This window comes from Salmonella sp. SAL-020 (assembly GCF_017372215.1).
Lineage (GTDB): Bacteria > Pseudomonadota > Gammaproteobacteria > Enterobacterales > Enterobacteriaceae > Salmonella > Salmonella enterica.
The window spans coordinates 1,774,915-1,786,324 of sequence record NZ_CP071690.1; the positions used below are offsets into that span (position 1 = coordinate 1,774,915).

At 52.9% G+C, this 11,410-nt stretch carries 12 protein-coding genes and 1 pseudogene; 8 read left to right on the forward strand and 5 right to left on the reverse strand.

Translation table 11 applies throughout. From position 1 onward, the window contains the following. Window positions 1-183: 183 nt before the first annotated feature. The 8 genes and pseudogenes from J1G48_RS08310 to J1G48_RS08345 form a co-directional block, all read left to right on the forward strand. Window positions 184-294 (forward strand): annotated as a pseudogene (locus J1G48_RS08310) (heavy metal-binding domain-containing protein); the annotation flags it as partial. 259 nt (window positions 295-553) lie between these two features. Then, window positions 554-2,830: a thiosulfate reductase PhsA gene (gene phsA / locus J1G48_RS08315; RefSeq protein ID WP_000028228.1), complete on the forward strand. Its 2,277-nt coding sequence runs from the start codon at window positions 554-556 to the stop codon at window positions 2,828-2,830. A gap of 14 nt (window positions 2,831-2,844) precedes the next feature. Continuing rightward, the gene (gene phsB, locus J1G48_RS08320) at window positions 2,845-3,423 is read left to right on the forward strand and encodes a thiosulfate reductase electron transport protein PhsB (RefSeq protein ID WP_001016230.1); all 579 of its coding nucleotides are present in this window, start codon (window positions 2,845-2,847) and stop codon (window positions 3,421-3,423) included. Further along, window positions 3,420-4,184 (forward strand): thiosulfate reductase cytochrome B subunit, encoded by a 765-nt coding sequence (gene phsC / locus J1G48_RS08325; protein WP_001092553.1) that lies wholly within the window; start codon window positions 3,420-3,422, stop codon window positions 4,182-4,184. Before phsB ends, phsC begins: the two co-directional genes overlap by 4 nt. Window positions 4,185-4,307: 123 nt before the next feature. Continuing rightward, window positions 4,308-5,480, forward strand: coding sequence for a serine-type D-Ala-D-Ala carboxypeptidase DacD (gene dacD / locus J1G48_RS08330; protein ID WP_000925044.1), 1,173 nt, complete (start codon window positions 4,308-4,310; stop codon window positions 5,478-5,480). 150 nt (window positions 5,481-5,630) lie between these two features. Next, window positions 5,631-6,098: a DNA gyrase inhibitor SbmC gene (sbmC, locus tag J1G48_RS08335; RefSeq protein ID WP_000384326.1), complete on the forward strand. Its 468-nt coding sequence runs from the start codon at window positions 5,631-5,633 to the stop codon at window positions 6,096-6,098. A gap of 118 nt (window positions 6,099-6,216) precedes the next feature. Further along, the gene (locus J1G48_RS08340) at window positions 6,217-7,275 is read left to right on the forward strand and encodes an FUSC family protein (RefSeq protein ID WP_001200854.1); all 1,059 of its coding nucleotides are present in this window, start codon (window positions 6,217-6,219) and stop codon (window positions 7,273-7,275) included. 244 nt (window positions 7,276-7,519) lie between these two features. Further along, a complete protein-coding gene (locus J1G48_RS08345; protein WP_000450405.1) occupies window positions 7,520-7,855 on the forward strand; it encodes a DUF496 family protein in 336 nt (111 codons plus the stop codon). A gap of 33 nt (window positions 7,856-7,888) precedes the next feature. Here the strand turns inward: J1G48_RS08345 and pduX are convergent, their stop codons facing one another. The 5 genes from pduX to pduT all read right to left on the reverse strand — a co-directional run bounded on the left by pduX (window position 7,889) and on the right by pduT (window position 11,409). After that, entirely contained in the window at window positions 7,889-8,755 is an 867-nt protein-coding gene (pduX, locus tag J1G48_RS08350) for an L-threonine kinase PduX (protein WP_001533066.1), read from the reverse strand. Window positions 8,756-8,848: 93 nt separating this feature from the next. Next, window positions 8,849-10,063, reverse strand: a complete 1,215-nt coding sequence (gene pduW, locus J1G48_RS08355) for a propanediol utilization propionate kinase PduW (protein ID WP_000120647.1) — start codon at window positions 10,061-10,063, stop codon at window positions 8,849-8,851. Further along, window positions 10,048-10,500 (reverse strand): propanediol utilization protein PduV, encoded by a 453-nt coding sequence (gene pduV / locus J1G48_RS08360; RefSeq protein WP_000826278.1) that lies wholly within the window; start codon window positions 10,498-10,500, stop codon window positions 10,048-10,050. The genes pduW and pduV overlap by 16 nt, the downstream gene beginning before the upstream one ends. 4 nt (window positions 10,501-10,504) lie before the next feature. Then, on the reverse strand, window positions 10,505-10,855 hold the full coding sequence (pduU, locus tag J1G48_RS08365; protein WP_000441103.1) for a propanediol utilization microcompartment protein PduU: 351 nt from the start codon (window positions 10,853-10,855) through the stop codon (window positions 10,505-10,507). Then, complete coding sequence (gene pduT, locus J1G48_RS08370; protein WP_000075772.1) at window positions 10,855-11,409, reverse strand: propanediol utilization microcompartment protein PduT; 555 nt, start codon at window positions 11,407-11,409, stop codon at window positions 10,855-10,857. Before pduT ends, pduU begins: the two co-directional genes overlap by 1 nt. Window position 11,410: the final 1 nt, after the last annotated feature.

Here is an 11,410-nt window from a genome sequence, read left to right on the forward strand (position 1 = left end):
CATATATCGGTATGGCGATGGAGATCACAATTCACCATGCTATCTGGAAGGTTTCTTTCAGAAAGTGTCCATTCTGTCATCATGTCACCGTATTGTGGGACGCTGACGTATCTGCGGAAAAATCCAGGCATAAGAGAGCGGGTCGGGTAACGGAGCCCGTGTGCACGCAAAAGTAAACCCGCTTCGATGCTCAACCAGTGTTTTTTCGCCGGCATTCGGGATATCGTCGGCGGACGGTCCGGCGCGTATGAGAAAGAACTGCGTAAAGCGCGTGAAATCGCTTTTCAGGAAATAATCGTTTTCTTTTAAATATTATTACGTGTTATTGGAATTGTATCATTTTTATAATTAACAGCGGGTTGTTTGGTAATTCTGCTGATTATTCAATGACAGTCCATGTGCGTGTTCAGGAAATGTAAAATATTTATAAAATAAAAGGTTTTATCGTGTTGGCATGCTCATTTTAACAACTATTTCAAATTGTGATTGAAGCCGACATTTCATAATACAAATTAAATATAATCTTCAGCTATATCTAATAACAGGAGGTTATATGAGCATTAGTCGTCGTTCTTTTTTGCAGGGGGTAGGCATAGGCTGCTCTGCCTGCGCGCTGGGCGCTTTTCCGCCCGGGGCGCTGGCGCGCAACCCGATTGCCGGCATTAACGGTAAAACCACGCTAACGCCAAGTTTGTGCGAGATGTGTTCCTTTCGTTGCCCTATTCAGGCGCAGGTAGTCAATAACAAGACCGTTTTTATCCAGGGCAATCCTTCTGCGCCGCAGCAGGGGACGCGCATATGCGCCAGGGGCGGGAGCGGCGTCAGCCTGGTCAATGACCCGCAACGGATTGTAAAACCTATGAAACGCACCGGGCCACGCGGCGACGGTGAATGGCAGGTGATTAGCTGGCAACAGGCTTACCAGGAAATCGCGGCGAAAATGAATGCCATCAAAGCGCAGCATGGCCCCGAGAGCGTGGCTTTCTCTTCCAAATCGGGCTCGCTCTCCAGCCATCTTTTCCATCTGGCTACGGCCTTTGGTTCGCCTAATACCTTTACTCACGCCTCAACATGCCCTGCCGGGAAAGCCATTGCGGCAAAAGTGATGATGGGCGGCGATCTGGCGATGGATATCGCTAACACGCGCTATCTGGTTTCGTTTGGCCACAATTTGTATGAAGGGATTGAAGTTGCCGATACCCATGAGTTAATGACCGCGCAGGAGAAGGGGGCCAAAATGGTGAGCTTCGATCCGCGTTTGTCTATATTTTCCAGCAAGGCGGATGAGTGGCACGCTATTCGTCCCGGGGGGGATTTAGCGGTTCTGCTGGCGATGTGCCACGTCATGATTGATGAACAGCTCTACGATGCGTCTTTTGTTGAGCGTTATACCAGCGGATTTGAACAGTTAGCACAGGCGGTAAAAGAGACGACGCCGGAATGGGCCGCCGCGCAGGCCGATGTCCCAGCCGACGTTATTGTCCGGGTGACACGCGAACTGGCTGCCTGCGCGCCTCACGCTATTGTCAGTCCTGGTCATCGCGCGACGTTCTCGCAGGAAGAGATCGATATGCGGCGTATGATTTTTACGCTTAATGTGCTGCTCGGTAATATTGAGCGCGAAGGCGGGCTATATCAGAAAAAAAACGCGTCTGTTTACAATAAACTGGCCGGAGAAAAGGTCGCGCCAACGCTGGCGAAACTCAACATTAAAAATATGCCGAAACCGACGGCGCAACGCATCGATTTGGTCGCACCGCAGTTTAAATATATCGCCGCTGGCGGCGGCGTGGTGCAAAGCATTATTGACTCGGCGTTAACCCAGAAGCCTTACCCGATAAAGGCGTGGATTATGTCGCGGCATAATCCTTTCCAGACCGTCACCTGTCGTTCGGACCTGGTAAAAACCGTTGAGCAACTGGATCTGGTGGTCAGCTGCGATGTCTATTTGAGCGAGAGCGCGGCATATGCCGACTATCTGCTGCCGGAATGCACCTATCTCGAACGGGACGAAGAGGTATCCGATATGTCGGGACTGCACCCGGCTTACGCTCTGCGCCAACAGGTCGTAGAGCCGATTGGCGAGGCGCGTCCGAGTTGGCAAATCTGGAAAGAACTTGGCGAGCAGTTGGGATTAGGGCAGTACTATCCGTGGCAGGATATGCAGACGCGCCAACTCTATCAGTTGAACGGCGACCATGCCTTAGCGAAGGAACTGCGACAGAAAGGGTATCTCGAATGGGGCGTTCCGCTGCTATTACGCGAACCAGAATCCGTTCGTCAGTTTACGGCGCGTTACCCCGGCGCTATCGCGACGGACAGTGACAACACCTATGGCGAACAGCTTCGCTTCAAATCGCCCTCCGGCAAAATCGAACTTTATTCCGCAACCCTGGAGGAATTGCTCCCTGGCTACGGCGTTCCGCGCGTTCGTGACTTTGCGCTGAAAAAAGAGAATGAGCTTTACTTCATTCAGGGCAAGGTGGCCGTGCATACCAATGGCGCGACGCAGTACGTACCTTTACTCAGCGAGCTAATGTGGGATAACGCGGTCTGGGTTCATCCGCAAACGGCGCAAGAAAAAGGCATTAAGACCGGCGATGAGATCTGGCTGGAAAATGCCACGGGTAAAGAGAAAGGTAAGGCGCTGGTGACGCCCGGTATCCGCCCGGACACGCTTTTTGTCTATATGGGATTTGGCGCTAAAGCTGGGGCCAAAACGGCGGCGACGACACACGGTATCCACTGTGGCAATTTACTGCCGCACGTGACGAGTCCGGTATCCGGTACGGTAGTGCATACCGCAGGCGTGACGCTGAGCCGGGCATGAGGGAGGAGGGAACCATGAATCATTTAACGAATCAGTACGTCATGCTGCATGATGAAAAACGTTGTATCGGCTGCCAGGCGTGTACCGTTGCCTGCAAAGTGCTTAATGACGTACCGGAGGGATTTAGCCGCGTACAGGTACAAATTCGCGCCCCTGAACAGGCATCCAACGCACTAATCCATTTTCAATTTGTCCGCGTCTCCTGTCAGCACTGTGAAAATGCGCCATGTGTCAGCGTTTGTCCTACCGGAGCGTCATATCGTGATGAAAACGGGATCGTGCAGGTGGATAAATCGCGCTGTATTGGCTGCGATTATTGTGTTGCCGCGTGTCCTTTCCATGTGCGCTATTTGAATCCGCAAACCGGCGTCGCCGACAAGTGTAACTTCTGTGCCGACACGCGGTTGGCGGCTGGCCAGTCTCCGGCGTGCGTATCCGTTTGCCCAACGGACGCGCTGAAATTCGGCAGACTGGATGAGAGCGAGATCCAGCGCTGGGTCGGTCAGAAAGAGGTCTATCGCCAGCAGGAAGCGCGTAGCGGCGCGGTCAGTCTGTACCGTCGTAAAGAAATCCATCAGGAGGGTAAAGCATGAATACTATCTGGGGAGCGGAACTACATTATGCGCCAGATTATTGGCCGCTGTGGTTAATTTATGCAGGCGTCGTGGTGCTGCTCATGCTTGTTGGGCTGGTTATCCATGCGTTATTGCGCCGGATGCTGGCGCCAAAAACGGCGGGCGGCGAAGAGCATCGTGACTATCTCTACTCGCTGGCGATTCGCCGTTGGCATTGGGGAAATGCGTTACTGTTTGTTTTATTACTGTTAAGCGGTTTATTTGGTCATTTTTCTCTCGGCCCTGTAGCGCTAATGGTACAAGTGCATACCTGGTGTGGTTTTGCCTTACTGGCTTTCTGGGTCGGGTTTGTGCTGATCAACCTCACCACAGGTAACGGGCGTCACTATCGGGTAAATTTTTCCGGACTGGTAACGCGCTGCATACGCCAGACGCGTTTTTACCTTTTTGGCATTATGAAAGGGGAAGCGCATCCGTTCGCGGCAACAGAGCAGAATAAGTTCAATCCACTGCAACAACTGGCATATCTGGCGATTATGTACGCGCTGGTACCGCTGTTAATCATCACCGGTTTGCTGTGTCTCTATCCGCAGGTTGCGGGTCTGGGCCCTGTGATGCTGGTGCTGCATATGGCGCTTGCTATCATCGGCTTACTGTTTATTTGCGCGCATCTCTATCTGTGTACTCTTGGCGACACGCCGGGACAAATTTTCCGTAGCATGGTTGACGGCTATCATCGTCATCGTACCGCGCCGCGCGGGGATAAGTCCGCCGTCTGAGCGTATCCATAAAATAATGTCAGCAAGAAAATGTGCCTTGTGTCACATTTTCTTGCAATTTATCCATGTTTGTTTAACTGAACTTCCGTAAAAAGAACGGCAAATAGAGACCATCCTGAGGACATGCTGTTGAAACGCCGTTTGTTTATTGCCGCTTCTTTATTCGCGATGCACCTTTCTCCTGCGCTTGCGGCCGATGCCGTAAGTTTTGCTCCCCAACCGCCAGCCATTGATGCAGGCGCCTGGGTGTTGATGGATTACACTACGGGGCAGGTTCTTACCGCCGGTAATGAACACCAGCAACGTAATCCCGCCAGCCTTACCAAGCTAATGACGGGCTACGTCGTCGATCGCGCCATCGATAGTCATCGTATCAGCCCTGACGATATCGTCACAGTTGGGCGCGACGCCTGGGCGAAGGATAATCCGGTGTTTGTCGGCTCCTCGTTGATGTTTTTAAAAGAAGGGGATCGCGTGTCGGTACGCGATTTAAGCCGTGGCTTAATTGTGGATTCCGGTAACGATGCCTGTGTGGCGCTGGCGGATTATATCGCGGGCGGGCAGCCGCAGTTTGTGGCGATGATGAACAGCTATGTGAAAAAACTCAATTTGCAGGATACCCATTTTGAAACCGTCCACGGTCTGGATGCGCCGGGACAACATAGCTCCGCGTATGATCTGGCCGTACTCTCCCGGGCGATTATTCACGGCGAACCTGAATTTTATCACATGTACAGCGAGAAAAGCCTGACCTGGAACGGCATCACGCAGCAGAACCGCAACGGCTTGTTGTGGGATAAGACCATGCATATCGATGGGCTTAAAACCGGACACACATCGGGGGCGGGATTTAATCTTATCGCATCGGCGGTGGACGGGCAGCGTCGACTTATCGCCGTCGTGATGGGGGCGAAAAGTTCGAAAGGCCGTGAGGAACAGGCGCGAAAACTGTTGCAGTGGGGCCAGCAAAACTTTGCGACGGTGCAGATTTTGCACAGCGGTAAAAAAGTGGGCAGCGAGCGAATCTGGTATGGAGATAAAGAAAAGATTGCGCTGGGTACGGAACAGGATTTCTGGATGGCGCTGCCTAAAGCGGAAATTCCGCATATCAAAGCAAAATATGTGCTGGATAGAAAAGAGCTGGAGGCGCCAATCGCCGCTCATCAACGGGTAGGTGAAATAGAGCTATACGATCGGGATAAACTGATCGCTCAGTGGCCGCTGGTCACTCTGGAGTCGGTGGGTAAAGGCGGTATGTTCTCTCGTCTGAGCGACTATTTTCAGCATAAAGCGTAAGCCGTTGTCACACACCGTTCACCGTCATCTGAGGTGTCAAAAGGGCGGGATTGCGAGGTTGCTCACAAAATGATCACGCTGTCCTTGTGACCGTAAAAGGCTGTAATTATACTGTACATTCATACAGTATAGTAAAGTGACGGAGGCAGCATGGATTACGAAATCAGGCAGGAACAAAAACGCAAGATAGCCGGTTTCCACATGGTCGGTCCATGGGAACACACCGTGAAGCAGGGTTTTGAACAACTGATGACGTGGGTGGATCGACAGCGGATCGTGCCAGTTGAATGGATTGCCGTCTATTACGACAATCCAGATGTCGTACCTGCAGAAAAACTCCGCTGCGATACCGTGGTGTCCGTGGCAGAGAATTTCATCCTGCCGGACAATAGCGAAGGCGTAATCGTGACCGCCATTGAAGGCGGCGAATATGCCACTGCTGTCGCGCGAGTGGAAGACCGTGACTTTGCGAAGCCGTGGGAACGGTTTTTTGATGTCCTGGAGCAGGATAGCGCTTATCAGATAGCCTCTGCGCCCTGTTTTGAAACCTATCTGAATAACGGCATGGAAGATGGATACTGGGATATTGAAATGTATATTCCGGTACAGCGGAAGTGAACGACTGGTTTCCTGGCTGAAAAGAGCGGACGGATAATGTGTTCCGTCCGCCAGTGCGCTATTTTTGCTATAAAGCAGGTACAATGCATTTTTTGCCATTCCCGTAAGGAGCGCAAGCGTGCGTGCCGATAAGTCATTAAGCCCTTTTGAAATACGGTTGTACCGTCATTATCGCATCGTGCATGGCATACGTATCGCCCTGGCGTTCATTCTTACCTTTCTGCTGGTTCGTCTGTTTTCTATTCCCGAGGGCACATGGCCGCTAATCACGTTAGTGGTGATTATGGGGCCCATCTCATTCTGGGGAAATGTAGTGCCTCGTGCTTTTGAGCGCATAGGCGGTACGATTCTGGGCGCGGCGTTAGGGCTGGTGGCGCTACGCCTGGAGCTCTTTTCCTTACCGCTGATGCTGGTGTGGTGTGCGATAGCGATGTTTTTGTGCGGCTGGCTGGCCTTAGGGAAAAAACCGTATCAGGCGCTACTGATAGGCATAACGCTTGCCGTTGTTGTCGGCGCTCCCGCTGGTGATATGGATACGGCATTATGGCGTGGCGGGGATGTGATTTTGGGGTCGCTACTGGCAATGTTGTTTACCGGCATCTGGCCCCAGCGCGCCTTTTTGCACTGGCGCATCCAACTGGCTCATTGCGTCACGGCGTATAATCGGGTGTATCAGGCAGCGCTGTCGCCGAATTTGCTGGAGCGCCCCCGGTTGGATAAACATTTGCAACGGTTGCTGAACGATGTCGTCAAAATGCGCGGGCTGATAACGCCTGCCAGTAAAGAAACCCGGATACAAAAATCTATTTTCGAGGCCATTCAGACCATCAACCGCAACCTGGTTTGTATGCTTGAATTACAAATCAATGCCCACTGGGCGACGCGCGCCAGCCATTTTGTGATGCTTAACGCGCACACATTGCGTGAAACCCAGCAGATGACGCAGCAAACCTTGCTAACGATCGCCCACGCGTTGTTTGAAGGCAACCCGCAGCCGGTACTGGCAAACACCGGTAAACTGAATGATATTGCTGCCGAGTTGCGGCAGCTAATGAACGAGCAGCAGGGCGACGCGGTGGCTGAAACCCCCATCCACGGCTATGTTTGGCTAAGTATGGAAACTGCCCGACAGTTGGAACTGCTTTCACATTTGATCTGCCGGGCTTTGCGCAAATAAAAAGCAGATGGGGCGAATGAATTTGTTGCTGCTTCGATTCAGCAAAGATTAAGAGTATGATACTAATATAAGGATAAAATGAGTGCTACTGGCAACGATTTTATCCCCGAACCTTCAGGTTTCCCCAGACGGCGACGTAACGGTGTTTCCTCTGGCGGCTTGAAGTATGACGGGGATAAACGTAATGTTTATCCACTAGCAGTTGCTTAACGAATCCGAATCTCACATTATCAGGGGTGTAAAAATGGAAACAACCAAGCCTTCTTTCCAGGACGTGCTGGAGTTTGTTCGTCTGTTCCGTCGCAAAAATAAACTGCAGCGTGAAATTCAGGACATTGAGAAGAAGATCCGTGACAACCAGAAGCGTGTGCTGCTGCTGGACAACCTGAGCGACTACATCAAGCCAGGTATGAGCGTTGAGGCGATTCAGGGTATCATCGCCAGTATGAAAAGCGACTATGAAGATCGCGTTGATGACTACATCATTAAAAATGCCGAAATCTCCAAAGAGCGTCGCGACATTTCCAAAAAGCTGAAAGCGATGGGCGAAATGAAACACGCCGATGTAAAAGCCGAATAATGCGCTACGGCAGTGGGAGCGTATATCAGGCTCTCACTGCAGTTTGACCCCGCCTGTGACCATCTTGAGTAAATGTTGTTTTGGCCAGTGTCGGGTAAGTTTTTTCTCTGCCAGCTTACCTTTCAGGCGCGCAATATCATGACGTTTTCGGTCCAGCATCAGACCCACCACGCTACCGCTATGCGCCACGTTCAATCCGTATAAATCACACTCTTCGACCAGCGACAGCAGGGCGGTAAAGCCCGGCTTAGGTAACAGCGTCTGGCTGGCGATAGCGCTAAGCGTAGCCGCCTCACCCAGTCGGAGCGGATTTTGCGTTATACAGGCTTCCTGCACCAGATTCCAGGCCTGCTGCAAGGTTGCTGAACTTGCTATTAATTTCTGCTGGCGAGGGAGACGGTGGTAATCTTGCGTGCGCAGGGTGACCGGGCTTTCCAGTACCAGCAAATCGATTGGCGGCGGTGGCTCGCAGGCGATTTGCGTGACCGCATTATTATGATCAAACAGCGTTAACTGATGAAAAACGGTGCTATCAGTGGGTTCGATTGAGACGCAAAGCTGTGCAAGGGTAGTTTCATCCAGCGAATGGCCAAGATGATGCGCCGTTGCCACCGCCGTAGCGGCGATATCTGCGGTGCTGCTGGCCATGCCTTTGGCAACGGGAATTGACGAACGCACATCGACGCGAATCTCGTTACTCCAGTGCGCAGGATACTGCCAGTGCGCCAGAACGCGCTCCACCATCGCCCGCGACAATGGACGCTCGTTTACCAACGGCGGCGCAGCCGTGACTGCTACGGTGCTGTACCAGTCAACGGGGCAGGAGACCAGTTTCTCACTGCCCAGAATCCATCCCTGGATAAGTTCCCCGCATGAGGCGGGGCATTGCGCAACAGCCACGTTATCACCTTTCAGGTACGAATAGTGTGCGCGCATAGTGTCATGGTAAAAGCATTATTACCATGACTTGCCGCAATGCGTCGTTTAACCCTCTCAGGCTGGTACACAAAGCCCTTCCGTGGCCGGTAGCGCAATGCGCATAACGTCTTGTGCGATCATTAACTCTTCGTTGGTGTTGATGACGGCGACTTTCACCAGGGCATTCTCCGTCTGGATAAATGTCGCATTACGCTGATTTTTCTCTTCATCAACGGCTAAGCCCAAAAATTGCAAATTATGGCACACCGCCGATCTGGCGCGCGCTGAGTTCTCGCCAATGCCCCCAGTGAATACCAGCGCATCCAGTCCTCCCATTTGCATAATATAGCTGCCAATGGTGGCGCGAATGCGTTCGGCAAACAGAGTGAGAGCGAGTTTAGCCTGCCGGTTACCGGTATTGGCTGCCTGTTCGACATCGCGGTAATCAGACGACACGCCAGAAACGCCCAGCAAGCCTGACTCATTATTTAATAACTGATTCAACTGTTGCGGCGTTTTGCTTTCGCGCTGGGCTATCCACGGCAGAATAGAGGGATCAATATCTCCGCTACGGGTGCCCATCATCACGCCTGACTGCGGCGTAAAGCCCATCGACGTATTGACCGAACGCCCGTTCTTGATGGCGCAGATGCTGCTACCGTTTCCAAGATGACAACAAATCACCCGTAATGCGCTGAGTGGTACGCCCAGCTTTTCCGCCAGAACGCCGCTGACATACTTATGGCTGGTGCCATGAAAGCCATAACGGCGAATCCCCAGTTCCGCGTAATAATGCCAGGGAAGCGGGTAAATATAGGCGGGTTCATCCAGCGTCTGGTGAAATGCCGTATCAAACACGGCTACGGAAGGGGCATCAGGCAACAGTTGACGAAAAACGTGAATACCCAACGCGTTTACCGGGTTGTGAAGCGGGGCCAGTTCAGCAAGACGTTCGATTTGCGCTAACGTTTCATCCGTGACCAGCGTCGAGTCTTTAAAAAACTCACCGCCGTGCGCCACACGATGGCCCACCCCGTCAATGTCCCGCAGACTGTTAATGATTTGATAACCCAGCAGCTTTTCCAGAAGCAGCGTTACCGCATCGCGATGATCGGCAACGGGGACGGTTTCCTGCCATTTTTGGCTGTGCGTCTTAATTGTCACCTGCGCATCCGCCATACCGATACGCTCAATCAGCCCCTGACAGAGCATGTCGCCCTGCGGCATCTCCAGCAGCTGGAATTTTAACGATGAGCTGCCGGCGTTAATGGCCATTATTTTGTAAGACATAAAGGTTCCTTCGAATTCAGAAAATCCAGCACGGCGTCGAGACCCGAATTATTCAACGCGCTGGTAATAAAAATCTGCCGGGCGCCAGCCTGCGTAAGCCACTCCGCAACCAGCGAAATACGCTGCGGCTCGGCGAGATCGGCCTTGGTGACCAGGCCAATCGTCGGGCGGTTCATCGGGGCGGTAAAACCCGGAGAAAAGGGCGACCACTGGGCGTCGGCATTCAGCACCAGGGCGATGACGTCGGCCTCGCAGGCGCTGGTCAGCAGGGCGCTGTACAGGCAGCGGTTCTCCAGATATTCGCCCGGCGTATCGATGGCCATCGGCGACCATTCAATGGCCTGAGTTTTCTTATAATGGAGCGCTTCGCCGCGCAGGCTTTGGGTCAGCGAGGTTTTTCCGCACTGGCTGGGGCCGATAAACATCAAACGCTTCATGACTTTACGTCCGGGTGATCGAGCAAGTGGTGAACTGCATCATTTCGCCCAGCGTGCGCGTTACCTGCTTGAGGGCATACTCGACGGCAGAAACATCGCCAGTCAGCACCACCGCGCCGGTAAAGCGGTCAAGAAACCCAATCTCCACCGCGCCGGATTTGGTAGCAATATCGCAAGCAATAATAGATGCTTCGCTCGGCGTGATGGTAAGGATGCCAATGGCGGACACCGCATCCTGCAGGCCCAGCTTCTTAAAGAGATCTTTCCCTGGATTAGCAATCAGGTGCGCGAGAGTGACCTGTTTCCCCGGCACGTATTCCTGAATCATGCGATCCGTTGTCGGTTGTCTTTCCATTATCCCTCCACCATCTGTCGCCACATGGCTTCATGCGGGCGTGGGATCACCGAACGGTAAACCAACAACCCTTTCTCGCCCGCGCTTTCGCTGGCAACCGTCACGGCGTTATTGACGTCAGAAACGTCGCCCGCCACCACCATGTAGCATTTACCGCCGATACCGAAGGCCATATGCACCCGCACCAGGGTGACGTTTGAGCCTTTCACCGCCCGGTCTGCGGCGCTAATGCAGGCCGCCACGCTCCAGGTTTCGACGATACCTACCGCCTGGCGCTTATCGACGCTGTTCAGGCCGCTGATGGCCGGAAGTACGCTGGGATGAATATTCGCCAGCACCAGGCTGTCGACGAGCATTTCGCCGGCCTGCGACGTACCGGTTTCAATGGCCTGCTGGATAGCGCCGATATCGCCGCCCAGCATCAGTAAAAACTTCCCCGGGCAGATGGTCTTGCTGACCAGTAGATCGACGTTGGCGCTTTTCAGCATCGCATCACCAAGCTCCATCCCTTTGGCGATGCTGGTGAGTTCTAAAATTCCTATAGCCTGAGACATG

Bases quoted from the DNA above. Each gene is read 5' to 3' on its own strand.
- pduT (WP_000075772.1), bottom strand. From the start codon at position 11,409: ATGTCTCAGGCTATAGGAATTTTAGAACTCACCAGCATCGCCAAAGGG.
- sbmC (WP_000384326.1), top strand. From the start codon at position 5,631: ATGGATTACGAAATCAGGCAGGAACAAAAACGCAAGATAGCCGGTTTC.
- phsB (WP_001016230.1), top strand. From the start codon at position 2,845: ATGAATCATTTAACGAATCAGTACGTCATGCTGCATGATGAAAAACGT.
- pduV (WP_000826278.1), bottom strand. From the start codon at position 10,500: ATGAAGCGTTTGATGTTTATCGGCCCCAGCCAGTGCGGAAAAACCTCG.
- J1G48_RS08345 (WP_000450405.1), top strand. From the start codon at position 7,520: ATGGAAACAACCAAGCCTTCTTTCCAGGACGTGCTGGAGTTTGTTCGT.
- pduW (WP_000120647.1), bottom strand. From the start codon at position 10,063: ATGTCTTACAAAATAATGGCCATTAACGCCGGCAGCTCATCGTTAAAA.
- pduU (WP_000441103.1), bottom strand. From the start codon at position 10,855: ATGGAAAGACAACCGACAACGGATCGCATGATTCAGGAATACGTGCCG.
- dacD (WP_000925044.1), top strand. From the start codon at position 4,308: ATGCTGTTGAAACGCCGTTTGTTTATTGCCGCTTCTTTATTCGCGATG.
- phsC (WP_001092553.1), top strand. From the start codon at position 3,420: ATGAATACTATCTGGGGAGCGGAACTACATTATGCGCCAGATTATTGG.
- phsA (WP_000028228.1), top strand. From the start codon at position 554: ATGAGCATTAGTCGTCGTTCTTTTTTGCAGGGGGTAGGCATAGGCTGC.